Source organism: Bradyrhizobium sp. Rc2d (assembly GCF_900099855.1).
Taxonomy (GTDB): Bacteria; Pseudomonadota; Alphaproteobacteria; order Rhizobiales; family Xanthobacteraceae; genus Bradyrhizobium.
Genome location: NZ_FNCU01000059.1, coordinates 1 through 24946 on the forward strand (window position 1 = coordinate 1; position 24946 = coordinate 24946).

The 24946-nt window shown below is 60.6% G+C and carries 23 protein-coding genes and 1 pseudogene; 11 read left to right on the forward strand and 13 right to left on the reverse strand.

Translation table 11 applies throughout. The features are described from left to right. The coding region (locus BLV07_RS40045; protein WP_143035661.1) for a transposase at positions 1 to 263 on the reverse strand (263 nt) is incomplete at its 3' end. Between the two features lie 289 nt (positions 264 to 552). Between BLV07_RS40045 and BLV07_RS40050 the strand changes: the two genes are divergently transcribed. Continuing rightward, complete coding sequence (locus BLV07_RS40050) at positions 553 to 1635, forward strand: PAS domain S-box protein (RefSeq protein ID WP_091897504.1); 1083 nt, start codon at positions 553 to 555, stop codon at positions 1633 to 1635. A 12-nt stretch (positions 1636 to 1647) separates the two neighbouring features. After that, positions 1648 to 1986: pseudogene (locus BLV07_RS40055) on the forward strand (ATP-binding protein); the annotation flags it as partial. A 752-nt stretch (positions 1987 to 2738) separates the two neighbouring features. Here the strand turns inward: BLV07_RS40055 and BLV07_RS40060 are convergent. The 6 genes from BLV07_RS40060 to BLV07_RS40085 form a co-directional block, all read right to left on the reverse strand. After that, on the reverse strand, positions 2739 to 3200 hold the full coding sequence (locus BLV07_RS40060; protein ID WP_091897510.1) for a Rid family hydrolase: 462 nt from the start codon (positions 3198 to 3200) through the stop codon (positions 2739 to 2741). A 507-nt stretch (positions 3201 to 3707) separates the two neighbouring features. Further along, complete coding sequence (locus tag BLV07_RS40065; RefSeq protein ID WP_091897513.1) at positions 3708 to 4025, reverse strand: hypothetical protein; 318 nt, start codon at positions 4023 to 4025, stop codon at positions 3708 to 3710. Between the two features lie 48 nt (positions 4026 to 4073). After that, positions 4074 to 4433 carry a hypothetical protein gene (locus BLV07_RS40070; protein WP_176946076.1) on the reverse strand — a complete coding sequence of 120 codons (360 nt, stop codon included), beginning with the start codon at positions 4431 to 4433 and terminating at the stop codon, positions 4074 to 4076. 380 nt (positions 4434 to 4813) lie between these two features. Next, positions 4814 to 5008, reverse strand: a complete 195-nt coding sequence (locus BLV07_RS40075) for a hypothetical protein (RefSeq protein WP_176946077.1) — start codon at positions 5006 to 5008, stop codon at positions 4814 to 4816. Positions 5009 to 5210: 202 nt separating this feature from the next. Then, positions 5211 to 5630: a cupin domain-containing protein gene (locus BLV07_RS40080; protein WP_091897519.1), complete on the reverse strand. Its 420-nt coding sequence runs from the start codon at positions 5628 to 5630 to the stop codon at positions 5211 to 5213. Between the two features lie 48 nt (positions 5631 to 5678). Beyond that, the gene (locus BLV07_RS40085; protein ID WP_091897522.1) at positions 5679 to 6470 is read right to left on the reverse strand and encodes an MFS transporter; all 792 of its coding nucleotides are present in this window, start codon (positions 6468 to 6470) and stop codon (positions 5679 to 5681) included. 801 nt (positions 6471 to 7271) lie between these two features. Between BLV07_RS40085 and BLV07_RS40090 the strand changes: the two genes are divergently transcribed. Both BLV07_RS40090 and BLV07_RS40095 read left to right on the forward strand, forming a co-directional pair. Further along, complete coding sequence (locus BLV07_RS40090) at positions 7272 to 7748, forward strand: redoxin domain-containing protein (RefSeq protein ID WP_210187843.1); 477 nt, start codon at positions 7272 to 7274, stop codon at positions 7746 to 7748. A 30-nt stretch (positions 7749 to 7778) separates the two neighbouring features. Then, positions 7779 to 9221, forward strand: coding sequence for an MFS transporter (locus BLV07_RS40095; protein WP_091897525.1), 1443 nt, complete (start codon positions 7779 to 7781; stop codon positions 9219 to 9221). Here the strand turns inward: BLV07_RS40095 and BLV07_RS40100 are convergent. Beyond that, the gene (locus BLV07_RS40100) at positions 9218 to 9454 is read right to left on the reverse strand and encodes a LysR family transcriptional regulator (protein WP_244551376.1); all 237 of its coding nucleotides are present in this window, start codon (positions 9452 to 9454) and stop codon (positions 9218 to 9220) included. The genes BLV07_RS40095 and BLV07_RS40100 overlap by 4 nt on opposite strands. Before the next feature lie 38 nt (positions 9455 to 9492). Further along, the gene (locus BLV07_RS40105; RefSeq protein ID WP_210187844.1) at positions 9493 to 10812 is read right to left on the reverse strand and encodes an MFS transporter; all 1320 of its coding nucleotides are present in this window, start codon (positions 10810 to 10812) and stop codon (positions 9493 to 9495) included. A 315-nt stretch (positions 10813 to 11127) separates the two neighbouring features. On the opposite strand from BLV07_RS40105, the gene BLV07_RS40110 reads away from it, so the two are divergent. Beyond that, positions 11128 to 11889 carry an AraC family transcriptional regulator gene (locus BLV07_RS40110; RefSeq protein WP_091897603.1) on the forward strand — a complete coding sequence of 254 codons (762 nt, stop codon included), beginning with the start codon at positions 11128 to 11130 and terminating at the stop codon, positions 11887 to 11889. Positions 11890 to 12142: 253 nt separating this feature from the next. On the opposite strand, the gene BLV07_RS40115 is transcribed toward BLV07_RS40110, so the two are convergent. Beyond that, positions 12143 to 13183 carry a hypothetical protein gene (locus BLV07_RS40115; protein ID WP_244551377.1) on the reverse strand — a complete coding sequence of 347 codons (1041 nt, stop codon included), beginning with the start codon at positions 13181 to 13183 and terminating at the stop codon, positions 12143 to 12145. Between the two features lie 1236 nt (positions 13184 to 14419). Here BLV07_RS40115 and BLV07_RS40120 point away from each other — a divergent pair. The 6 genes from BLV07_RS40120 (at position 14420) to BLV07_RS48100 (ending at position 22857) form a co-directional block, all read left to right on the forward strand. After that, the gene (locus BLV07_RS40120; RefSeq protein WP_502690286.1) at positions 14420 to 15598 is read left to right on the forward strand and encodes an efflux RND transporter periplasmic adaptor subunit; all 1179 of its coding nucleotides are present in this window, start codon (positions 14420 to 14422) and stop codon (positions 15596 to 15598) included. Then, on the forward strand, positions 15595 to 18768 hold the full coding sequence (locus BLV07_RS40125) for an efflux RND transporter permease subunit (RefSeq protein ID WP_091897534.1): 3174 nt from the start codon (positions 15595 to 15597) through the stop codon (positions 18766 to 18768). Before BLV07_RS40120 ends, BLV07_RS40125 begins: the two co-directional genes overlap by 4 nt. Positions 18769 to 18850: 82 nt before the next feature. Continuing rightward, positions 18851 to 19768, forward strand: coding sequence for an NADP-dependent oxidoreductase (locus BLV07_RS40130; protein WP_091897609.1), 918 nt, complete (start codon positions 18851 to 18853; stop codon positions 19766 to 19768). Positions 19769 to 19853: 85 nt separating this feature from the next. Continuing rightward, positions 19854 to 20309, forward strand: coding sequence for a (2Fe-2S)-binding protein (locus BLV07_RS40135; RefSeq protein ID WP_091897537.1), 456 nt, complete (start codon positions 19854 to 19856; stop codon positions 20307 to 20309). A 4-nt stretch (positions 20310 to 20313) separates the two neighbouring features. Then, positions 20314 to 22518, forward strand: a complete 2205-nt coding sequence (locus BLV07_RS40140; RefSeq protein ID WP_091897539.1) for a xanthine dehydrogenase family protein molybdopterin-binding subunit — start codon at positions 20314 to 20316, stop codon at positions 22516 to 22518. A 168-nt stretch (positions 22519 to 22686) separates the two neighbouring features. After that, on the forward strand, positions 22687 to 22857 hold the full coding sequence (locus BLV07_RS48100; protein WP_176946078.1) for a hypothetical protein: 171 nt from the start codon (positions 22687 to 22689) through the stop codon (positions 22855 to 22857). A 267-nt stretch (positions 22858 to 23124) separates the two neighbouring features. Here the strand turns inward: BLV07_RS48100 and BLV07_RS40145 are convergent, their stop codons facing one another. From BLV07_RS40145 to BLV07_RS40155, 3 genes are all read right to left on the reverse strand, one after another. Beyond that, on the reverse strand, positions 23125 to 23658 hold the full coding sequence (locus tag BLV07_RS40145) for a DUF1993 domain-containing protein (protein WP_143035663.1): 534 nt from the start codon (positions 23656 to 23658) through the stop codon (positions 23125 to 23127). A 177-nt stretch (positions 23659 to 23835) separates the two neighbouring features. Next, a complete protein-coding gene (locus tag BLV07_RS40150; protein WP_091897612.1) occupies positions 23836 to 24411 on the reverse strand; it encodes a cytochrome P460 family protein in 576 nt (191 codons plus the stop codon). 141 nt (positions 24412 to 24552) lie between these two features. Next, positions 24553 to 24885 (reverse strand): GNAT family N-acetyltransferase, encoded by a 333-nt coding sequence (locus BLV07_RS40155; RefSeq protein WP_244551378.1) that lies wholly within the window; start codon positions 24883 to 24885, stop codon positions 24553 to 24555. Positions 24886 to 24946 lie beyond the last annotated feature (61 nt).

The window sequence follows — 24946 nt, forward strand, 5'->3', positions numbered from 1 at the left end:
CACGCCTCACGTTCCAGGCGGCGACTGGATTGCACCCGATTGAGATAACCGTAAATGTAAAGCTTCAGAAGGACTGCCGGATGATAGGAGGGCCGGCCCGTCTCCTTGGCGATCACACGCTCAAACCCCATTCCATGCAGATCGAGCGCCTCGACGAACACGTCGATCACATGGACCGCGTTGTCTTCGCTTACCCAATCCTCCAAACATTCCGGCAAGAGCGTCAGCTGGGATCTGTCCGCACCTTCAACGAAGCGTCCCATCCGTATCCCCCATCAGGAAACGGAGGAATCGTAGCTGACTCGTGGCTTTTCACACAGCCAGGGTCAAACTGAGAATAGCTTAACACGAGCAATTCACGTCCGCTTGACTCCGCCAAGCAGACCCTGAGGGGGCGAGCGACGGCTTCTCCGATGGACCATGACCGGACATTTCGTCGGTCACAGAGTGCGAGCACCCGCTAGTTGTTCCGAATAATTGAGACTAGATTAATGTTCTGCGCATGCGACACGATCGGCTAAGTTCATTCGGCCGCGAGTTCCGGACGAAGCCATGATCTCGGATTCCGTGCCTCTGATGACGACTATCGATCTCCTGATCATAGCAGTTACCGTCTATGGCATATGGCGTTGCCGACTGATCGGTCACGGAAAGCGCTTCGAACGGCCGCGAATCAGCCTGCTGCTCATCAACTTGGGACTGCTGACTGTTGCTTTATTTTATGCGGCCGACCTCGCGACCATGCACGTGCTTCCGATGGTCATTGAGATGGGTGAAGCAAGGAAGGCCATGGAGGCTCTTCATCGCGACCTCAACTGGCTGGTCATTCTGTTCGCGATGATTTCCATGTCTATCGGCTTCATCGAACTTCTCGTCGAACTTCAAAGGCGGGAGGCGAAAGTGCGTCGCCTGATCGACGCCAACATCGTCGGTATCTTCATCTGGGGTCCTAACGATCGGCTCGTTGACGCGAATGAAGCCTTTCTCCGCATTACTGGATACAGCCGCGACGATCTCGTCTCCAAGCGTCTGGGCCGGACGGAATTGACTCCCACCGAAATGCGCAGTGTCGACAAGCAACGCTTGGCCGAGCTAAAGGCGACCCGAGTGGTCCATCCCTACGAGACAGAATACGTCCAAAGGAACGGTGGCCGCGTGCCGGTGCTGGTCGGAATGGCGATGTTCGAAGAAGCGTCAGAGGAGGGTGTTGCCTTCGTGCTCGACCTGACCGCTCAGAAGAGAGCCGAACGGGCATACACTCAGGCACAGATGGAACTCGCGCACGCGAACCGCGTCGCTACGATGAGCCACCTGACGGCATCGATTGCCCACGAAATCAAGCAGCCGCTCGCAGCGGTCGTCGCTTGCGCCAACGCCGGCATGAATTGGCTCGGTGCCCAACCGCCAAATCTGGACGAGGCCCGGCAAGCGTTCGACGCTATCGTGCAGGCGGGCCTCCGGACCGACGACGTCATCGATCGGACACGCGCGCTGGTCAAGAAGGCCCCTCCGCGAAGGGACGCATTGGCTATCAACGAAACGATCCTCGAGGTCGTTGCACTGACCCGACTCGAAGCGGCCAAGAACCGTGTTTCCATTCAGACGCAGCTCACCGAGGGGCTGCCGCCTGTTTAAGGGGATCGAGTCCAACTGCAGCAAGTCGTCCTCAACCTGATTGTCAATGCGGTCGAAGCGATGAGCGGCTCAGACGAAGGGACGCGACAGCTGCTAATCAACACGGACAGAGTCGACCAGAAAGAAATACGAATCGCGGTGCAGGATTCGGGCCCCGGCATCGCGCCCGAGAGCATCGATCGCCTATTTGATCCCTTCTACACGACCAAGTCGAGCGGTTTGGGAATGGGTCTCTCGATCTGCCGCTCAATCATTGAGGCGCACGAGGGACGATTGTGGGCAACCGGGGCCGAGCCTAAAGGGGCCGTTTTTGCCTTCACGTTGCCTGTGCGCCCGGACAATCGGTTGTGATCTGCGTGCGCCATCTCTGATTACCATCCGCACAGAGCGCGGGCCGACGCGAAGGCCCGATACGGGTCATGAGCGTCGGTTTGAGCGTTAGCGGGTGACTTCTGGTCTCACCTCGACTTCGGACGTTTCCCCATGCCGCGAATGTTCGCGAAGAGGCAATAGGGACCTGTCGCCGCCTTACAGATTTTTCAGCACGCGCCGGTGAAGAGTTGCGGCATTGGGCTGCCCAGCGGCCAATTCCAGGTTATGTTCGCCATCGATCTTCACCCGGTATGGAGTGATCATCCACCTCAAGGGTCAAGGCTCGTGAACGCGAAATCTTTTGCGAAGCTTGTTGGAATTGTCGCTATATCGGTGGTGGTGGCTACATTGCTTCTCGGTGGGAGCAAGGATGCGAACACCTTTGGTTTTGTTAGTCTCTTAGTAGCAATCTTCTGGGGGATACCGGCTATCGTTGTGATCACATTGTACCGTTATGTTGAAAAAACGTGATCATGATCGGTGATCTCTAAAGGTCTGCTATGGTCATTCGCGTCGATTTGGCCGCGTCGCCGCTTGTCCGGTCTGGCCTCGACTGCTGACACGCTGGCGACCCTCGCGATCATCGCCTTCGGGCCAACAGGTGACATTCGGAATGAGGAGGCCGCCAACTGAGGCGGCCTTACCGTAGGCCAATTCGGACCGCGGGCTTCTCCGCGATCTCTCGCGGCTCGCCAATGTCCGTCGTGCGGCCAGTCATTTCGCGCGCGCCTTTACAGCATAGCCTTGAAGGTGATTTCGATGAGCTGTTCAGGAAAGGCCAGTCTCGTCACACCGATCAGGTTGCTGGCGCACCGAGGTCGTGCCGTGCCGTAGGCCTCCTTGCGCACCTTGCCTGGGGCGGCGAATGCGGCGACGACATCGAGCACATAGAGCGTCTCCTCGACGACGTTGTCCAGCGTTGCCCCGAAGCGCGCCAAAAGCTTGACGGCATTGGCATAGGTCGCCCGCATCTGCTGTTCCATCATCGAGAGCTCGGCCGGCTTGCCGAATTCATCGAGAGAAGCAGGCGCGATCAGGATCCCCTTCTCGTCGTGGCTGAGCTGGCCGGAGACATGGATCGTGTCACCAATCTTGATCGCCTGTGCGTATCCGTAGGCATCTTCCCACGGCACACCGAAATAGGTGGCCTCTTTACCATTCGCTGCTGCTGCGTTTACGTCGCTACTTTGCATTCGAGCCTCCTGACTTCTCAATCCGGCATCGCGTCTCGGCGGTGGCACTGAAAGTTTCGGTAAGACGATGCTTTGGAGAATGAACTTGCAAGGCCGGCGAGGGAAATCACCTCTCGCCATAGAGCCGATAGAGGATCGTTATTGCCGCTTCGCCGCGTGATGCCGTAGCGAGGAATGCCACCAGCCACATCTGCAGAGACTTCTAAACCCGTTGCCGCCGCCAACGCGCGCCGCCGTCCTTGACTATGACGCCGCTCCTGCGGTGGATTTGTCGTGCGCCACGTCGCCGACCGGATGCCGGATCGAGATAAGAGAGGAAAAGACATCGCCATTTTGCAGATGGGGCAGGTCGCCTCAGAAGCATTTCGAGAATCCGGCGTGGTGACACGAAGCCAAGTCCCCCGATCCGCCATTCGATCCGAGCTGCCCCCGAAAAACGAGGGGCGCAAAGGCCGCGCGCGTCGTAAAGGTCAGATGTCGAAAAAAATGTATCGGCTGATGATCCGTTCATGCTTCACCGTGATCACATTCCCGGCCCTTGACGACGGGGTTGCCATCTTTCCCCGCGAGCGTCCAAGTGTACGTAGACATGTCCCCCGTTGTTTGGATCGGGCCAGTGACCGCGAGGTCCATTCCCGGCATCTGCGCCTGTACTGCTTTAATTGCAAGTTCAACGCCCGCAAAACCTGAAAACCACGCTGCCGGCTCGCCGATGACCACGTCTTCTGCATAGGTTGAAGGGATGGCTGTGATGCGCTCAGCAGCGTGTCGAGTGTTCCAGATTTTCAGGTGACGATCGACGATCTTTGCGACGGGATTGGACATGTCTCACTCACGCTTATGTGCAAGAGCGTGATCGCCCTGCGCTCGCGATCAGCCCATGCTCCCCGGCATGAAGCATCTGACGCCAACTAAAGCGCCGTTCAGATAGTAGGGCCAGACCATCGTGCGACCAGCGCGGTTCGGTCCATCCACGACAGCGTCGTTCGGAACATCAATCCACTCTCCATCAATGCGCACGCGATAGTGACCGTCCTTAGTGTTCCAATCGGCGTCATCAACGCGCTTCGCATCACTGCCATCGCAGCAGGGCCCTTTGCCGCTGTACAAGCTCTCATACCAACTGTTCAACTCAGGGTGCTGATGATCGTGGGCGCGTGCTTGACCGATTGTGGAAATCGACAGCATGACGATGAATGCAACAAGTGTTGTATGCCAAAAGTGATTGTTCATCTCGCGCCTGTCGCACTTCACAGCCTATGCATTTTTCCAACGCATCCAACCTAAGATGATCGCGATCAGCGGCTCAATTGAACGTCGGTAACTGTCGGGCATCTAAAGGAGGCACCGATACGATACGAAGGTTTATGGCGCTCGACCTCTAAAGCCGACCACCTCCGCGGCGCGGCGGCAATAACGATCCCCTCGACTCTATGGCGAGAGGTGATTTCCCTCGCCGGCGTTGCAAGGTCACTCTCTTCGGGTGGTGGATAGTCATCTTTAACACGATCAGGAGGCTACAAATGTCAGTCCAGCAGCCGGTTCTCACGCCGCCCCGCGGCGGCGAGACGGTGACCTCGTGGTGAATGCCCTGCGGCCTGCCACTCACCGTTTCACAAAATGAGCGCGCGCCTTACATTGGCGGGCCGGCTCGGTCTCGATCCGGCGTCGGCGTCACGCGAAAAGCGGTGCTTGGCGTAAAGCGATGCGGTGGTGCCGCCGACCAGCACAGCATCCGGGAGAATCCTTTGCAGTAGACATGCAGCTGACAGGACTTCTTCCCACGGTGGCAACAGCTTCTCGGTCATCGCGCTCTCATTCGGGCAAGGAAACATTCCCACGCTGTGAACGACTGCAACGGGCGTTCTCCTTCCGCCTCCGCATTGGCGCGCCGCGCAGCGCCGAGCGGTGGTCGCCTGGGTGCGGATCCTACAACTTGTCGTCAACACGATAATCCGGAGCGCGTGTGCCCTGGATTGCCAAGATTTAACACGCAAATCCGGATAGCCTTTATTTGATGGGCGCGGTAAGAGGATTGTCATTGGTGTCGAGTACGAAGACAGCGAGCAGCTTTGCCGGCTCGGTCTTGCTCGCGTTGCGGCTGATCGAATGGATCGCACCCGGTGGTTCGGACCAGCTCTCGCCGGCTCGATAGATGCGCGTCTCGCCGTCGTTCACCCTCGACTCGATCGCACCCGAGATCACATAGGCGTAGATGAAAGCCGACTTCGCGTGGGTGTGGGACGGAGAGGCCGCGCCCGGTCCGTAATCGACCTCCACCGCGAGCAGCGACTTGCCAGGCATACTGGGAATTGCCGCCTCGAAGTTCTTCGTGACGGTTTCCGTTTTGCCGTCATGGGCCGAGACGGCGCCGGCTATCGGGATGGCGAGGGCCGCGCAGGCGGCAGCGATGATGGTGTGGATCTTCATGGGTTTTCTCCTTCTTCCGATAGATGGTCTTGTTCCGCGCCGAACGGGTCAGGCGGGCGGGATGAACTCGACGCGGGGCCCCGGCTCGATAATGAACACCGCGAGCGTGGCGAGAACGCAGCGACCGCGGCGCCAGCCATCGCCATGTGGAATCCCGAGAGCAGCTGGGGACCGCCCTGCTGCAGGATGCCGCCGAGCGGGGCGATCGCGAAGAGCGACCCGGCGCGCGAGACCGCGCTGTTGACGCCAGATGCGGTTCCGGCGCGGAACGAGAGTCGCCAACGGCGCGATCACCAGGCTCATGCCCAGCGCCAACGACAGAATAGGAGATAATATGTGCGTCCAATAAGTCGCGTTCGAACCGACACGGAGCGCGACGGCGCATCCCAAGGCGACGACGGCGCTGCTGGCGAAGAATGGCAAGCGCCAGCCGAACCGGCGGCAAAGCATGCTGGCGAGCGGCAACACGACCGTAAGCAGCACTTGCAGGGGAATGAATGCTAGGCCCGCCACCAGCGTCGGCAGGTGCGAGTCCCGGATCATCAGGAACGGCATCAAGGTTCGCATGACCGTGAACGGCCCGTCGAAGAGCGCAGTGAACAGGTTCGCGCCGACGACCGACCGCGAGGCGAAGAGGGACGGGGGCAGCATGGCGTTGCCGCCTAATCGCCGTTCGTTCACGATGAGGCCGAATAGGCCGCCCAGACCGACGATCAGGGGGACGAGCACCCGAAGGTTCAGACCGGAGCCGAGCACTTTGATGCCGCCCTGCGCGCCAACGGCCTTAGGCTCGGAGAGCGCCAGGCTGCGGCCGGTCTGGATCAGGGGCGCGCTGCTCACAACCCAATCCCTCAGGTTAGGTCGCGTGATCGGCGGCGCGCGAGATCATTGGCCGGCAGCTTGAAGCCGCGCCGCCGCGTCCGTTCGCCGGTCACTCCTCGCGACATCAATTCAACGACTCCAAAGCGCCTCTTGGGCGATGCTACGCCGGCGGCATTTCACTCGGGAAATATCTAACTGTTATGGTTTCCATTCCCACGCGTTCACCGCGGCTTTGAGGTGTCGATGGCGTACGTAGAGACGGCTGCTGCTCCGGTCTCCAGCGGAAGAGCGTGTTGCCTCTCCGCAACGCACCTGGAAAATCGGGCAGGCCATGCGTCAAGCGTACTGCCGTCGGGCAACACCAGTTACACATCATCGACGCCATGCCCACTTATCAGTTCCGGAGCGGATAGCCACGAGCCGCGCGCAAGCCGCCACGGGAGTTGCCGATACGGCGAGCGAACGGGTTTAGAAGTCTCTGCAGGTGCGGCTGATAGCATTTCTCGATACGGCATCACGTGGCGCGGCTAGCGGCAATAACGATCGTCTATCGACTGTATAACGAGAGGTGATTTCCCTCGCCGGCCTTCCAAGGTCATTCTCAAAACCCTCGTCGTAGACCTTCGCTGCCGCGACCGATACGCGATGCCGAATCGAGAAGCTAGGCGCTCGATATGCAAAGTAACGACGTAATTGAGTCGTCATGCCTCTCGGAGGTGGGATCAGCGAAGTTACGTTATTCCTAGATGCGACGGCCGTTCTCGCGGGAACTGCAGGCGCGTTGAGCGCCCGGCAGTTCAAACAACGAGACCAATTGTAATGCTGCAAAATGGCGATGTCTTTCCCTCTCTTACCTTTGCTCGCGTCGGTGGCGGCGAAATCCATTTGCCGGTGGATCTGGCTGGTGGGTTCGGCGTGGTCTTATTCCACCGCGGTTCCTGGTGTCCGTACTGCAACGCCCAGCTTGCCGCTTTCGCGCGCGCGGCGGACCAATTCGCTGGGGAAGGTATCAAGGTCGTCGCGGTATCGGTAGACGATCGGGAAAAGTCGGAGACACTCGTCGAAAAGCACAAGCTTGGTTTCCCGGTCGCTTACGGCGCCGACGCGCGAGCGGTTTCCGCGGTCACCGGCGCCTTCGTCAATGACGATCCCGTCTGTCTCCAGGCAACCGGCTTCGTCCTCAATCCCGAAGGCCAAGTGGTGACGGCCGTCTATTCGACCCGCGCGATCGGCCGTCTGATGCCCGATGATGTGCTCGGCTTCGTCCGCCACCTCAAATCTTTAGCAAAGAACTGAAGACCAGCGGATTGGCGGGGAGGTCGATGAATGGCACGGCCGTCCGTAGAGCCATGCAGCCGCGGCGTTATCGATGCGGAATCGGGCCCGGGAGAGCTCGGGCGGGGAGAGCAGGGTCGACACCGGAGCATGGTGCTGGTCGCCTGCGTGCTCGCATCCTCGATGGCGTTCATCGACGGGACGGCGCTTCCGGTCGCGTTGCCGAGATTGCGCGCGGATTTCGGTGCGGACCTCGCCTCCGTTCAATGGGTTCTCAACGGGTATATGCTGGCGCTCGCCTCGCTGACATTGATCGGCGGTGCGCTCGCCGATATTTGCGGCAAAGCGCGCATGCTCGCGCTCGGTTGCGTCCTGTTCGGTCTGGCGTCCGCGGCTTGCGCGTTGGCGCCTTCGCCCGCCTGGTTGATCGCCGCGCGCGTCGTTCAGGGAGCGGCCGCTGCAATCGTTACCCCTGCCAGTCTCGCCCTGATCGGGGCCACTTATCCGCGCACGGAGCGAAATCGAGCAGTCGGCGTATGGGCCGCGGCGTCGGCTCTCACCACCGCTGGAGGCCCTGTCTTGGGCGGCTGGCTGACCGAGATCCTGGGCTGGCCATCCGTGTTCTGGATCAACCTGCCACTCGCGCTCATAGCGGTGGGAGTTCTGCTGGTCTTTGCGCCCAAAGATGGCCGCATTCAGCGCCGGTTCGACGTGATCGGCGCCGCGATCCTGGCTTCGGCGCTCGGGGCGCTCGCCTGGGCGCTCAGCCAGATCGGACCTAGTGAAGCTCAGGGCGTCGCGGACGCTCCGGCTCGGACAGGCACGACGATCGCGATCGTCGCCGGGCTCGGCATTGTCGGGCTCGCGGTCTATGCGTTCTGGGAGTGCAGAAGCGAACATCCGATGACGCCACCGCGCCTTGTTGAGAACCACGCCTTCCTCGGGCTGAACGTCGCGACCCTGATGATCTATACGGGGATTTCGATCATGTTCTTCCTGCTACCTTTTGATCTCGTCGATCGCCGCACCCTATCGACGACCGATGCCGGGCTGACATTCGTGCCTTTCACGCTCGGCGTGGGACTCCTGTCGAATGTCTTCGGCGGGTTGGCGGACAAGATTGGCGCGCGGACCATGCTCATCGCGGGACCGGTAGGTGCCGCACTGGCATATGTTTGGATGGCACTCAGTCAGAAGGAATCCTTGATACTTGGCGTTATCGCACCCATGACGCTGCTTGGCCTGTCCTTCGCAGTGCTCGTGGCACCGCTCACCGCGTCCGTCATGTCGAGCGTTGATCAGACGAACGAAGGGCTCGCCTCCGGCATCAACAATGCGGTGAGCCGGATCGCGCAGCTTGTCGGCGTGGCACTGGCCGCCGGTGTCGTGTCTTTCGAGTCTGGCTACGAGGTCGGTCTCGCCGTAGCCGCCGCGACCTCGATCGGCGGCGCCTTTACGGCCGCAATAACCCCGACGCCGGACGCCATCGTCTAAGGCGTATTTGATGCGACCCATCGCCTTGTGAGCATGATTTTAGGAATCTTTTGCCTGCGTTGGCGAGCGTCTACGCCACCAGGGGTACCGTATAAGCTCGGAACCCCTACTTCATCTTCCAAGTCTCGGATGCTACATCTGATCGTCCATTCCCGAACCCCGAGTTCGGCGGCGGCTCGTCGAAAGCTACGTTTGTGTGCAGCGGCGAGCACATAGCGCAGATATCGCCACACAAAGCTCTGACGAGATACTGCCGTCCCGCATTTGGACGCTATCTGAAGCGACGAGCGCTGCTGGTAGCGCTTCCCATCAGAGCGAAAGCCATTCCGGCGGCCAAACAAAAGACCGCGCCATGATCTCCGCCCAAACCGAAGATCAGTGAGACCAAGGCGGAACCAAGTGACCATCCGACGTAGCGAGCCGCAGCATTCATCCCACTTGCGGCCCCGCTACGCCCTATGGGTCCAGCCGTCATCATCGCAGTGTTGTTCGGGGTCTGGAAAAGGCCAAAGCCGATACCGCAAAGGGCCAGCCGCCATACGACATCCCACTTCGACGGAGTTGTCGGCAAGAAGACCATCAGAAGCAAACCGGCCGACAAAAACATCAAGCCAATGCTACAAAGCACCGAGGCGGGGTAGCGGCTTGTCAAGCGACCGGCGATCGGAGCCGTAACGGCAGTCATGAGCGGCCAGGGCGTCACGAGAAGACCCGTTTCCACGGCTGAAAGATGCATCCCCGTCTCAAATAAAAACGGCAAGGAGACGTAAGCCAGAATTTGTGCCGCATAGGAGCAGACAGATGTCCACACCGATAGGGCAAACAGAGGTATACGGAAAAGATCGAATGGCAACATCGGAAAAGGATGCTGAAGCTGTTGTCGAACGAAGAGGCTAAAACAGAAAAAACTTACTACGATCTCTCCCGTCGCAATGCGTCCATCGCCAATACCCAGCGTGCCGATACCGGCGACGAAAAGCCCGAACGCTAAAGCACTGAGAGCTATGCCGGTCAGATCGAGAGGGCGAGCAACCCGAACGTCTGGTGGTGCAGCGGCAACAAATAGCGGTACGGCGAGGCCGAACGGCGCATTCACCAGAAACAGCCAAGGCCATTTTGCGACGACAAGTATTGTCGCGGCGATGGTAGGCCCCAATGCTCCAGGTATCGCCACCGCTAATGCGACCAGCGCGAGGCCCTTACTGACCATGCGCTGCGGATAGATCGCGCGTACAAGTGCAATGCCGGCCACAGAAATCCCGGCCGCTCCGGCACCTTGAATCAAGCGCGCACTCACCAGCATCGGAAGTGTTGGAGCGAAAGCGCAACCCAGCGACGCGAGGACAAAAATAGCTAGACTGGAGGCATAAACGCGCTTTAGACCGAGTGATTCGGCCAGACTTGCAACGGGCAACAAGCAGACCGTTGCCGAGAGCTGATAGGCATTCACGACCCACACGGTCGTCGCGCCACTACTTGCGAATGAACGCGACATGCTTGGCAAGGCGATATTAACAATCGCGCTTCCGAGGGAACTTAGACCAAGTCCAAGCAAGATGCAGAGCATCGCCCGGCGGCGCTGCGACGCCATTAAACATTCGCCGCCCATCAGGATGCAATCTTCGGTGCGAACTTTGGGCCGCGGATCTTGCGCGTATTCTCAGTAACGGATTCCGCAGATCGGCACCTAACGTTGAGCGAACAGGTGAGTGGCGTCGGCCATAACTGCACGCCAGTAATCGGTATTCTCTTCAACATTAGCTCTCTTGTTAGAACAGGTCGGGATCGAAATGGGCAATCCGGTCTGGGCGACGGGACGCTCGACCAATTCGTCACGCAATGATACCAACGCGTGTCAACGATGTGTGGCCAATCGACGTATATGACGCGCCAAGCGCAGATACCTATGCCGTTCAGGATTCTTCGCAGGACGTTCCCCCGAGGTGATGCCGTCGGATTGCACGCGCATGAAGAAGCACAGGTGATCTTTGCTACTTCGGGAACGCTGCAGGTCTACACTGCGTCTGGAGGATGGTTCGTCCCGCCCCAACTTGCGCTCTGGATGCCAGCCGGCATACCTCATCGGGTCGATATGCTTTCCGACACCGAATTGCGGATGATCTATTGGCACCCATCGGCTTTACAGAAGTGGGCGCCGGAAAGGCCACTGGATTACATATTTGCCTTGACGGTTACACCTCTTCTACGGGAATTAATCCTCGCCGCCTTTAAGCTCGATATACAGTCCGAAAAAGCCGAGCTTGCCGTTCGATTGATTCTTCACGAGCTTACCGAGACGCCCGACGTTCCGGTATTCCTTCCGATGCCAACAAGCGTGGTCGGAAGACGCGTCGCTGATCTGGCTTTAGCGGATCCGCAGATGCACCTCGGCATAAGTGATCTTGCCCGTCGCGCAGCAACGTCGATTCGCACGATCAGCCGCATGTTCCCGATAGAAACGGGATTGACTTTCAAGGCCTGGCGGCAAAGAGCAAGAGTAGCCCTCGCAATCGATCAACTCTCGGCGGGGTGTGCGATCTCGCAGGTGGCGGCAGATGTAGGCTTCGGCAGCACCACGGCCTTCTCATTTGCCTTCCGACAAGTAACAAAGATGACACCGACCGCCTTTCTTCATAATCTCTCGATTCGGCTAGTCCCGTCGACATGAGAGAGCGGTAGCAAACATACGAAGCAGCTGAGTATGAAGCGGATTGGGTCAGGATTTCCCTGCGACCTCCACCATCGGTCGCCGGACGCTGGTTATCCCTTGGCTGCGGCATAGACGAGAGCACGGTTCTTTTCCGGAGCGTCCGACAGGAAACCAAGTAAGAAAAATTCTCAGACCGCGCGCCACCCAGGGTCAGGGAGTCCCGCCCTTTGAGGGGAACGGCGTATGCGACCGCGATAATCACGTTCGCAAGTCACAAAGCCAATGCCCCGATCCTGACGCCGGACATTCCCGCGATGATTGCTGCCGCGACGATGGCGCTCATCGCGACGCAGACACCCCAAAAGCGATCGGCATTGCGTTGATCGACACCGTGTGCGATCAGCACCACTCTCAGCCCTGAAGCAAGGTGGCTCAGGACGAAGAAGGCGCCGAGCGCGTAGTGAGGCAACAGACGGATATTCCATGCGTCATGAATGAGCCCAGTCGGGGCTCCGATCGCGAAATTCCAATCCGTCGGTATGCCGAGGAAGCCTCGCGCGTAGATGAGGACCGAATTCATGTGGCCGAGAATGAACACTGAGAGATAGGCTCCCGAAGCAACCTGATAGGTCCGCTGGAAGTCATGCGCCGTGGCGCTCCAGCGCCACGCCAGAAAGAGGCCGGTCCCGGTTTGGAAAAGCATGGCCGCCACCAACAACGGTTCGCCTACGGCAGAGCGATAAACCACGCGTCCGATCTTCATAACGGCCGCATGCGCATCCGGTCCTATCAAGCCGAACAGATGATTGGTGAGATGAAACACCACATATAGGCTCAGGACCACGGCCGTTACCCCGTGGACAACCCGCCACCCCCCGACTGCAGGCACAGCTGCCGAGACCGGATCTCGGGCAGACTGCGACCAGATCGCAATTGCCAGCCAAATCGCGCACCAGACGACCTCGTCCGGAATAGGGCTCTTGATCAAGGCCTGGACAACGCCGAGAAACACATAAAGCGTTGGCGACACAACGCTCGCATAGGCGAGGCGTCTTGAACCGGGATCGGATATGCGTCGACAAGCCAGAGCGATCCCAAGAAAGGGCACGACGAACGCAACGACGAGGATGAAGGTCGCGCTGGCGACTGCGAGCGGTGGCAGGCTTACGGCTTGCGGGCCGACGATGGCATGAAAAGCATTGAGCAGAAATGGATCACAAACCGCCCCCGCTGCGGGAACCAGAGCCAAATAGTCAAGGCGCTTCGCAAAAATCCGTCTGCGATTTTGCTGGCGAACGAATGCTTCCATCATCGACCTACAGAATCACAACAAAGAAACCGGTGTGCGAGACAACAAGACAGGTTCGAAAACTTGTCTTCGCGTATTGCCTTGAGGTACCGCATCGATTCTTGATTGTTTCGATAGCCACAAACTCACTCTTCGGCAAAGAACGTTCACGAAAAGAGGGTAGAGTCGTTCACCGCTTCTCTATTTTCGTCCTATTTCCCGACCGGGTTTCGTGGCCGAAAATGCATGCCACATCTCGCTTACAAAGATAATACGCGAGATGTCTCGTTTTGGCGATCACCGTCGCCGTTGAGCCAGTGAATGCGCCGATCGGCGTCAACGCAACGCGCGAGGGTAGCTTCAGACTGAAGCTTCCGCGGAGGCTGGTCATCTCCTGAGTGATCGTCGCATGCGTTGGTGCGCAAAGTGACCAATTCGTCCAAGAGGCGCTAGATCGTAAAAGTGTATTTGAGTTATTCATGCGGATTATGAATGGCCCAGAGAGCCCCGCGCGCTTCCTGCCGTTCTCGTGTGCCATGTGCGATCATATCTCTCGGGGCTCACTGCGCGAATTTCGCGGCACCGGTTAAGCAAGCCGCGACGGCTTCATTGCCGACTTCGCGACTGATCGTGGCTTAGAAATCTCCGCTGAAAAGAAGCGTGGTTTCGAGGTGCGATGTGGCTCGTGGCATTGCTCGCTACGGCATCACGTCGCGCGGCGAGCGATAATAACTGGCGTCTATCGACTCTATGCCGAGAGGTGATTTCCATCGCCGGCGTTGCAAGGTCACTCTCCCAACCGAAACTTTCAGTGCCGAAACCGACGCGCGGAACACGATGCCGGATTGAGAAGCCTGAGGCTCGATATGCAAAGCAACGGCGCAATTGAAGTCGTTGCGCCTCTTGGCGGTGGGGTCAGCGGAGTTCCCCTTTCCTAGACGCGGCTGCTTCCTTGCGGACACTAGCGCCGGGCTGCAACACGGTGGCGAGGTCGTAATCTTTGCGAAGAACAGTGTGCCGCAGGAGCGTCGACTGGGGTGGTAGAAATCATCGTCGCGGACAACGGAAGCCGCATGACGGACGAAGTGCTCCGGCGAGCGTTCGACTCCAATGTCACGACGAGACCGACCGACGGTAACAACGCGAACGCGACCTGTCCAATTTAATTGCAACATTCTATGTCCTTGGAGAGAGACGGAAGTGAGTACGACTGACAGAACGGAGCATCCGGCTCCGGCGACCCGGCTCGATCGTGGTTCGTTGCGTCGCCTCGCACGATGCGGCAGCGCATCGATCGGTATGCTGTTCGCGTTGGCGCTCGCTGGCTGCAACGAGAAGGCGCAATCGCGGGCGGCCGCGCCTCCGCCGCCGGTGACAGTCGCGCAACCGGTCAAGCGTACGGTCACCGACTGGGACGAGTTCACCGGCCGCTTCGAGGCGATCGACGAGGTCCAGGTCCGCGCCCGCGTCGGCGGCTTCGTCAACAGCGTCGAGTTCAAGGACGGTGCGATCGTCCATGCCGGCGATCTGCTCTACATCATCGATCCGCGCCCGTTCGAAGCGGTCGCGTTGCAGGCTCAGGGCCAACTCGACGACGCGCGGGCCAAGGCCGAGCTTGCCAAGCGTGAGCTCGATCGTGGGCTAAAACTGGTCCAGACTAGCGCAGTTTCCGAACAGGTCGTCGATCAGCGCCGTCAGGCCTTGCAGGCGGCTCATGCGGCCGAGACGCAGGCCGAGGGTGCGCTGAAGGCCGCGCAGCTAAATGTCGAATTCACCCACGTGCTCGCGCCGATCACCGGCCGCGTCAGCCGGCATCTGGTGACCCTCGGTAACCTCGTGCAGGGCAGCGACGGCGGTGCGACGCTGCTCACCTCGATCGTGTCGCTCGATCCGATCTACATCTACTTCGACGTCGACGAGGAGACCTATCAGCGCAACAGCAAGCTCTGGTTCGAAGGCAAGCGTCCGAGCTCGCGCGACACTTCGAACCCGGTGCAGGTGACGCTGACCGGCGAGACAAAGCCCTCGCATGACGGGAAGATGGACTTCCTCGACAATCGATTGGACGTCTCCACCGCGACGCTGCGCAGCCGCGCCGTGATCCCGAACAAGGATCTCTCGATCCTGCCCGGGCAATTCGGTCGCGTCCGAATCATCGGCTCCGCGCCCTACGAGGCGCTGCTGATCCCTGACACCGCTATCGCCACCGACCAGTCGCGCAAGATCGTGTTCGTGGTCAAGGACGACAACACGGTGGAGGTAAGGCCGGTAGTGCTCGGGCCGCTCGACGAAGGGCTACGCGTGATTCGCGAGGGCCTTAAGGCGGAGGATCACGTCATCGTCAACGGCCTGCAGCGTGCCCGCGTCGGCGCCAAGGTGACGCCGAAAATGGCGCAGTCGCCGGTAGGCGAGAAGGCTCCGGCAGGTGCCAAGCTATGAATCTCGGAAGGCTCTCCATCAACCAGCCCATCTTGGCGATGGTGCTGTCGATCGTGCTCTTGATTGTCGGCGCGATCGCCTACCAGACGCTGCCGGTCTCAGAATATCCGCAAGTGGTGCCGCCGACCGTCACGGTCACCACGCAATATCCGGGCGCCTCCGCGCAGACCGTGTCCGACACCGTTGCCGCGCCGATCGAGCAGGAGATCAACGGCGTTGAGGACATGCTGTATCTCTACAGCCAGGCGACCTCGAACGGCCAGCTCACCATTACCGTCACCTTCAAGCTCGGCACCGACCTCGACAAGGCCCAGGTGTTGGTGCAGAACCGCGTCGCGATCGCGCAGCCGCGGCTGCCGGCGGAGGTGCAGCGTAATGGCGTCACCACGCGCAAGAACTCGCCCGACATCCTGATGGTCGTGTTCATGCTGTCGCCTGACGACACTTTCGACCAGCTCTACATCTCCAACTACACGCTGCTCCAGGTTCGCGAGCAGTTGCTGCGGATCGACGGCGTCGGCGACATCCAGATGTTCGGCGCGCGCGATTACTCGATGCGGCTGTGGCTCGATCCCGACCGGATCGCCAATCTCGGTCTGACCTCGACCGAGGTGCTGGCAGCGATCCGCGCGCAGAACTTGCAGATCGCGGGCGGACAGATCGCGGAGCCGCCGATTGTGGATCGCGCATTCCAGCCGAACCTCGTCTTCACCGGCCGCCTCAAGAATATCCGGCAGTTTGAGGACATCGTGGTGAAGGCCGGCTCCGATGGCCGTACCGTGCGGCTGCGCGACGTTGCCCGCGTCGAACTCGGTGCGCTGTCCTACGCCACCAACAGCTTAATCTTGCGCAAGACGGCCGTCGCAATGGTGGTGACGCAACGGCCCGGATCGAACGCGCTCGCGACCGCCAAGCATATCTCCGACACGATGGCGCAGCTCAAGACGAGCTTCCCGAAGGGGCTCGACTACAATATCGGCTACAACCCCACCGAATTCATCGCTCAATCTATCCATGAGCTGATCAAGACGATTTATGAGGCGATGGCGCTCGTCGTCATCGTGGTGCTTGTGTTTCTGCAGGGCTGGCGGCCCGCGATCATCCCGATCATTGCGATCCCGGTGTCGCTGGTCGGCACCTTCGCGGTGATGGCCGCGCTCGGATTCTCGATCAATAATTTGACGCTGTTCGGTCTGGTTCTCGCGGTCGGCATCGTGGTCGACGACGCCATCGTGGTGGTCGAGAATGTCGAGCGGCATCTCGAGCACGGTATGAGCCGGCGCGAGGCGGCGCTCAGGACGATGGAGGAGGTGGGTGGCGCGCTGGTCTCGATCGCGCTGGTGCTGTGCGCGGTGTTCGTGCCGACCGCCTTCCTCGGCGGCATCTCCGGACAGTTCTTCCAGCAATTCGCGGTCACCATTGCGGTCGCAACCGCGATCTCCCTCTTCTGCTCGCTGACGCTGTCGCCGGCGCTGGCCTCGCAGATCCTGGTGCCGCACGAGGAGAAGCGCCCGCCGACGCGCTGGAACGTCATCGCGCGAGGCTGGGAGAGCTTCACCGCGTTGTTCAACCGCATCTTCGACGGCCTAGCGCACGGCTATGCTGCGGCCGCCGACTTCGTGATCCGGCATACGGTGGTGATGCTTGTGATCTACCTCGCGCTGATCGGCAGCGCCGGCTGGCTGCTCGCCACCACCTCACAGGGCTTCATTCCCGCGCAGGATCGCGGTTACCTCATCATCTCAGTGCAATTGCCAGGCGCCGCGTCGTTGGCGCGGACCACCGCGGTGGTCCGCGAAATCGAGCGGATTGCGCTGGACACGCCCGGCATCGTTCGCGTCGCGGCATTTGCCGGGTTTTCCGGCGCGACGCGCACGCAGGCCGGCAACGCCGCGGCATTGTTCCCGGTGTTCGACGAGCCGGAGGCGCGGCTGAAGAAGGGGATGACGGCAACCGCGATCACCGCCGAACTGCGCAAGCGGTTGTCGGTGATCCAGGGCGCTTTCATCATCGTCATTCCGCCGCCCGCGGTGCCAGGCATCGGCACCGGCGGCGGCTTCACCATCCGTATCCAGGATCGGCAAGGGCGCGGCCCTGAACTGCTGGCGGCCGCGACCGACGAATTCGTCGCCGCCGCGCGGAAGTCGCCAAACCTGACTTCGGTGTTCTCGCCGTACTCTGCAAACACGCCGCAGCTGTTCGTCGACATCGATCGCGTCAAGGCGCAGAAGCTCGGGGTGCCGATCGCCAACATCAATGACACGATCCAGACCTATTTCGGCTCGACCTACGTCAACGACTTCAATTTGTTCGGCCGCACTTATCACGTGACCGCGCAGGCCGACCTGCCATTCCGCAAGGAGACCACCGATCTTGCGCGGCTGCGGACTCGTAACGCCGCCGGCGATATGGTGATGCTCGGTAGCGTCGTGGACTTTAAGAACATCTCGGGCCCCGATCGTGTCGCGCGCTACAATCTCTACTCGGCGTCCGAACTGCAGGGTGAGCCGGCGCCGAACGTAAGCTCGACGACGGCGCTCAACACCATCAAGAAGCTCGCCGACGAAACATTGCCGAGCGGCTTTTCCCTCGAATGGACCGATCTGTCCTATCAACAGGTGACGGGTGGCAATGCCGGCCTCTATGTGTTCCCGATCTGTGTGCTGTTCGTCTATCTGGTGCTGGCGGCGCAATATGGCAGCTGGACGCTGCCGGTCGCGGTGATCCTGATCGTGCCGATGTGCCTGTTCGCGGCGACCATCGGCGTGCGCATCATGGGCCAGGACGTCAACATCCTGACCCAGATCGGCTTCGTGGTGCTGGTGGGACTTGCCGCCAAGAACGCGATCCTGATCGTCGAGTTCGCGCGCGACATCGAGCGCGAGGGCAGGCCGCGGCTGGAGGCTGTCATCGAGGCCTGCCGGCTCCGCCTGCGGCCGATCCTGATGACGTCGTTCGCGTTCATCCTTGGCGTGCTGCCGCTAGTGCTGTCGACCGGTTCCGGCTCCGAGATGCGCCAGGCGGTCGGGGTCGCCGTGTTCTTCGGTATGCTCGGCGTTACTCTGTTCGGCCTGATCTTCACGCCTGTCTTCTACATGGTGGTGCGCAACCTTGCGGAAGGCAAGAACGAGGGCAAGCCGACCCAAACGATGGCGGCCGCGGCGGAGTGAGTTGCGGTGATGCTGATGCGCGACGGCTTTCCGTCCTTGCAGCATTCCACCAAAGAGACAAATGACCGAGGAGATAATTCCCATGAAGGCGATCGTTGTGACGGACCAGGCTGCGGGAACGGCCGGGATGAAGCTGGTGGAGCGGCCCGAGCCGCAGGCAGCGATAAACGACGTCATCGTTCAGGTTCATGCGTCGGGATTCACCTGGGATGAGCTGACGTGGCCCCCGACCTGGACCGATCGCCTCGATCTTGACCGAACACCGTCGATCCCTGGGCACGAGCTGGCCGGAGTGGTCACCGTGCTCGGATATGGCACGACGGGGCTGTCGGTAGGACAGCGGGTGTTCGGCCTCACGGATTGGACTCGCGACGGCACCCTGGCCGAGTATGTGGCAGTCGAGGCGCGCAACCTCGCGCCGCTGCCGGGCGACGTCGACTTCACGGTGGGCGCGAGCCTGCCGATGCCGGGCCTGACCGCATGGCAGGGACTGTTCGAGCACGGCCGCCTTCGGGCAGGGCAGAGCGTCCTCGCGCACGGCGCGGCCGGCGTAGTCGGTTCGATGGTAACGCAGCTCGCACGAGAGGCCGGCGCCTACGTCATCGGCACCGGACGCGCCCCCGACCGTCAGACGGTGCTCGACTTCGGCGCGCAAGAGTTCGTCGACCTCGAGAACGACGCTTTGGAAGACGTCGGCCCAGTCGATCTGGTTTTCGATGTCTTCGGCGGCGACATCGGGAAGCGGTCCGCAGCCCAGATTCGAGCCGGAGGAACGTTGGTGACCATCGCCGGCCCGACCGAGGCACGGCCCGCCAACGGCTTGGCGGTCGATTTCATCGTCGAGTCCGATCGTGTCCAACTGGGTGAGATCGTCCAGCGGGTGCGGGACGGACGACTGCGGACGAACATCGGTACCGTCTCATCCCTCGACGATGCCGTCGCCGCCTTCAACCCGACCAAGCGACGCAAGGGGAAGACAATCATCCGCGTTCGTCCGTAGGGACGCGTGCCCATGCATGCAGTCGGCCGGCGCGGTCCGGGTCGACCGGCTGCGTCCTATCAGCCCTAGCCACCGAGAGGCATCCATGGCTTTCACGTTAAAGATCAACGGCACCCTCCATGAGGTCGATGTTGACGGCGACATCCCGCTTTTGTGGGTGCTGCGCGACGTACTCGGCATGACCGGGACAAAGTTCGGCTGCGGCCAGGCGCTGTGCGGCGCCTGCACCGTGCATGTCGGCGGTCAGCCGGTCCGCTCCTGCCAGACGCCGGTCGACAGTGTCGGCGACAGTGCGATCACCACGATCGAGGCGATCGGCCAGACGCCGCAGGGCGCGGCCCTGCAGAAGGCGTGGCTGGAGCTGGAGGTGGTGCAGTGCGGCTACTGCCAGTCCGGCCAGATCATGTCGGCGACGGCGCTGCTGAAGTACACTCCGAAGCCGACGGATGACGAAATCGACGCGGCCATGTCGGGCAATGTCTGCCGATGCGGCACCTATCAGCGCATCCGCGCTGCGATCAAACACGCTGCGGGAGTTTGAGATCATGGGTGAGCTTATTCTGAAAGATCGGGTTGCGGGCCAAACAGCGGTGTCGCGGCGCGCCTTTCTTCAGGGCGCAGGTTTGCTGCTTGGTTTTGCGCTAACCGGTGCAAGCGCCGAGTCCGTCTTCGCGGCGCCTGCTTCGCAGGTGGTCGAAAACGAGGTCACGGGTACTTTCGCGCCGAATGGATTTATACGGATCGATCCAACCGGCGCCGTGACCTTGGTCGTGCCGATGGCTGAGATGGGACAGGGGGTTTACACGGCGCTCTCGATGCTTCTGGCCGAAGAACTTGAAGTCGGACTTGATCAAATTCAGGTTCAGCACGCGCCGGCAAATGACGCGCTTTACGCCAACCCTTTCCTGCACATTCAAACTACAGGTGCTTCCTCTTCTGTACGTGCCTTCTGGACGCCGCTGCGCCAGGCAGGGGCAGTGGGTCGTAATCTGCTGATTGCGGCAGCCGCAAAGCGCTGGAATGTCGATCCAGCGACTTGCAGCGCCAAGGATGGCGTCGTGTTCAATGCGTCAGGCTCGAAGCATTTGAGCTACGGCGAACTTGCGAAGGCTGCCGCGAAATTGCCTGTGCCGCCTGCAGCAAACGTCAAATTGAAGGATCCGAAGGATTTCACCCTGATCGGCACGCGTGCCAAGCGCGTGGATTCATTGATAAAGGTCGATGGGCGCGTGCTCTACGGCATCGATGCGCGAGTGCCGGGCATGAGGGTTGCAGCGGTTGCTATTTCGCCAGTGCTCGGTGGCAAGGCGAAAACGGTGGACGAGAAGGCCGCGCTGACGGTGAAGGGCGTCCGGCAGGTGGTCAATATCGATGAAGCTGTTGCCGTGGTGGCGGATCACATGGGTGCGGCGAAGAAGGGGCTCGCGGCTGCCGCCATCACGTGGGACGACGGGCCGAACGGCAAGATCAGTAACGACGATATCGTCAAGCAATTGGAAGAGGAATCGAAGAAGCCAGGCGTGGTTGGCCGTAACGAAGGCGACGTAGGGAAGGCTCTTGCGGAGGCGGCGCAACGGCTTGACGCCATCTATCAGGTGCCCTTCCTGGCCCATGCGGCGATGGAGCCGATGAATTGCACCGTTCATCTGCAGAAGGATCGTTGCGACATCTGGGTCGGGACGCAGGCGCCTACGCTCACGCAGTCTCAGGTGGCCGAACTCACCGGCCTGCCAAAGGACGCGATCAAAATTCACAATCATCTGATTGGCGGTGGCTTCGGCCGAAGGCTGGAAGCTGATGGCACGATCCTCGCCGTCAAGATCGCCAAGCACGTCGACGGTCCGGTGAAGGTGATCTGGAGCCGCGAGGAAGATATCCAGCACGATATGTATCGGCCGTACTACTTCCAGCGACTGTCGGCTGGACTTGATGCGACCGGCAAGCCGGTTGCCTGGACGCATCGGATAGCTGGCTCCTCAGTCACTGCTCGTTATATTCCTCACTGGTATAAGGATGGATTGGACCCCGATGCCGTAGAAGCGGCGGCCGGGCCTTATGCGCTGCCCAATATCCACGTCGACTTTGTCCGGGTCGAGCCCCCTGGCGTCCGGACAGCTTTCTGGCGCGGCGTCGGACCGACTCACAATGTTTTCGTGGTCGAAAGCTTCATGGATGAGCTCGCGCATGCCGCGAAGCAAGATCCTGTTGCCTACCGCAAGGGATTGCTCGGTCACAATCCGCGAGCGCTCGCTGTTCTGTCGCTTGCGGCGGAAAAAGCGGGGTGGGGATCACAACTTCCCGCGCGGCATGGCCGCGGGGTTTCGGTCCAATTCGCGTTCGGAAGTTACCTGTCGCAGGTCGCCGAGGTCGAAGTGGCGGCCGATGGCTCTGTCAAAGTCAAGCGGATCGTCTGTGCGGTTGATTGTGGGATGTACGTCAATCCCGATACGATCGAGGCGCAGGTTCAGGGTGGAACGCTTTTCGGGCTGACCGCTACGCTCCATGGCTCGATCACCTTCAAGGATGGACGGGTCGAGCAGAGCAATTTCGACACCTATCTGCCGATGCGTATCGACGAGGTGCCGGTGGTGGAGACGTACCTGATTAAGGACGCGGAAGCTCCGGGTGGCATTGGTGAAGCTCCGACAGCCATTGTCAGTGCCGCAGTGACCAATGCGATCTTCGTCGCCACCGGCAAGCGCGTGCGCAGCCTGCCGATCGATACGGAGTGGCTCAAGTCGTCGTCATAGTCCTTGCCCGTCATCCCGTGCGCGTCGCAGCGCGCACGGGATGACGGAGCCCATGGGGCCTTAACCCATCCACACCGCCTCGGCATTGTTGCCGTCCGGATCAATCAGGAAGAAGGGGTAGTAGGTTGGGCCGAGGCCGGAATCGGTATCGTAGGGGGAGCAGACCCCGTGGCCGAGCAGCGCCAGCACCGCCTTGTAGAAGCGCAGGCTGGTATCGAGATCGCGGACTTGCGGCTGTCATCCATGGGGCGCGGCCTCACTAGGCTGGCAATCACAATTTCCGGTGGGAGCTTCTTCGAGACATCCATGATTGCAGCCAAAGCCGTCATTGGAAACTAGCGAAGAACCCGCTCCTTCGTCCATTGAGGCGGGCAGTCGAAATCACGGAGTGGATTTGCTTGCTATACCGGCGGTGATCTCCCCAATCAGAGCTACGGCAACCATCGGGGGCGCGCCGAGGCAATCGAGACTGTCTTCGGTCCCGCGGTCGTTAGTTACCGGGCTGAAGCGCCGATGACCTCTCGCAACTCGCTCACTATCGGTGTCATTTAAACTCGCTTTCTTGTCTTGAAGGCCTCGGCCCGTGCCGCGCACTGCGCCCGCCTCTCATGAGTAGTCACCGCCGCTTTGCTGAGTGAGGTTGCCGAGGTAGTTGCGCTTCCCGATCTTCGCTCCGAGGCGCCGGAGGATCGCGTGCGCAATCGAGATGTGGAAGAAGAAGTCCGGCAGCACTAGGTGTCGGATGTAGTCGTCACCGCCGAACCACCCGCGCACGATAGGCGGCGTCAGTTCGTATGTGTGGGACTGCGCGCCAGCAATCTCGTCCAGCTGCACGTTTTGGAGGAAACCGCGAGTCTCAAGGAGCCGCCCCTTCAACGCCGGATACACCATCGGGGTGTTACGGGGTGTCGGCGGATCGTGTTGCATCAACTTCGCCATGTGCGCCTCGACCTTGTTGCAGCTTACGGAGAACTGTTCTCCGAAAGTCAGCATGTCGGGCGCGAGCCGCTCGCCAAGAACCCTCCCGGGCTCAAACCCCTTGGACCGTTCGAGCGCTTGGGCGTCGTCGAGATAGTCGTCCATCACGTTCAGTCCATGTACCATGACAGGAACAGTGATGTCATAGACCGAGAAGGACACGCTGACCTCCACGCGCTCGTTGTAGTCTGAACGTCGGTCGGACCCGATAGGTCGATAACCGAAACGAAAGGTTACAATAACTCCATCTGTCTCGCGGCTTGCTGCATCAGCTTGCCGGGCTCGACATTGGCCTCTGGAAAGCAGCAGCAAGAGAAGAGCGTCTACGCATGCGGCCGCCTAGTGACGCAGGACCGGATATCCGTTCACGTAAATCCAGTCGGTGGCCTTGGCGGGCACATGGCACCCCTGACAATCGGTGTGGTAGTCGGTAGAGGTAGTCTTGAGCGGCTTGTCCGCGTCGAACCACGACCATCCCCATCCGTCGCCCCACAACGGGTTGCCGGGGTGCGTTCCCTTGCTGTCTTTCACCATGACGAACCAGCCCTTGAGCTTGTCAGCGTGGCTTACTGTGCCGGTGGTCATCTCGTTCGTTGAGGTCGCGAAGACCTCTTTCACCAGAACGGCGCCGTCTGGGAAGTGCCCAGTCCTCCGGTAGGCGTCGATCGCCCCCGGGGACGCATAGACGGCGTGCATTTCCTTCGAGCCTTGGCCGCTGTCGCCGGCAATCGCCCAGTTTCCGAGCGCTTGGTAGAGGGTTCGGTAGTCAGCCGGCACGCGTAGGTGTCCGGCAGCGTCCACCTCGTTCGCGATCGGGTCGGCCGGAGCCGCTCCGCTGGTCTGAGCGAACGTCGCCACGGCCCCGGCGACCAGCGAGACGGCGACAGCCACGCCGACGCTCATCGATAATTTCATGGCGGTCTCCTTTGCTGCTCGCGTGGCGCGGCGCAACGGCTTCAATCCCTGTCGGGGCGGCGCGCGCGTTCGGCCCGCCCAGCGCGAGGATCCGACACAGCCGACGAAATTAGAAATTCCCATTGGACATGCATTTGATAATCATGGGGATCGTCGCCTAGAAGCGTTGTTCGCGCGCGCGTCTCGTTCGTCGTTGATCAGCCATCGAGGAGCGCCGTACTCGGGGTGTCGTGCGGCATAAGACATGAAGCGGCACTTCGCGACCACTCTTTTCCCGTCGCGTCGCAACGCTTCGAAAACGCCATGCGCCAATCGTGATCCGTATCCCAGGCCGTTCAGCTCTTGCGGCACCTCCGTGTGGAGCAGGACGACGCGGCCGTCTTCGACCTTGTAGTACGCGACTGCGAGCGCGTCGTCGCCGAGGGGCATTTCAAACCGGCTCATGGTCGGATTGTCCCGGATGTTGCTTTCCACCTACTGTCTCCCTCGCTCATCAGCCGACAGACACAGGATCGCGCAATTCGGACGCCTGCAC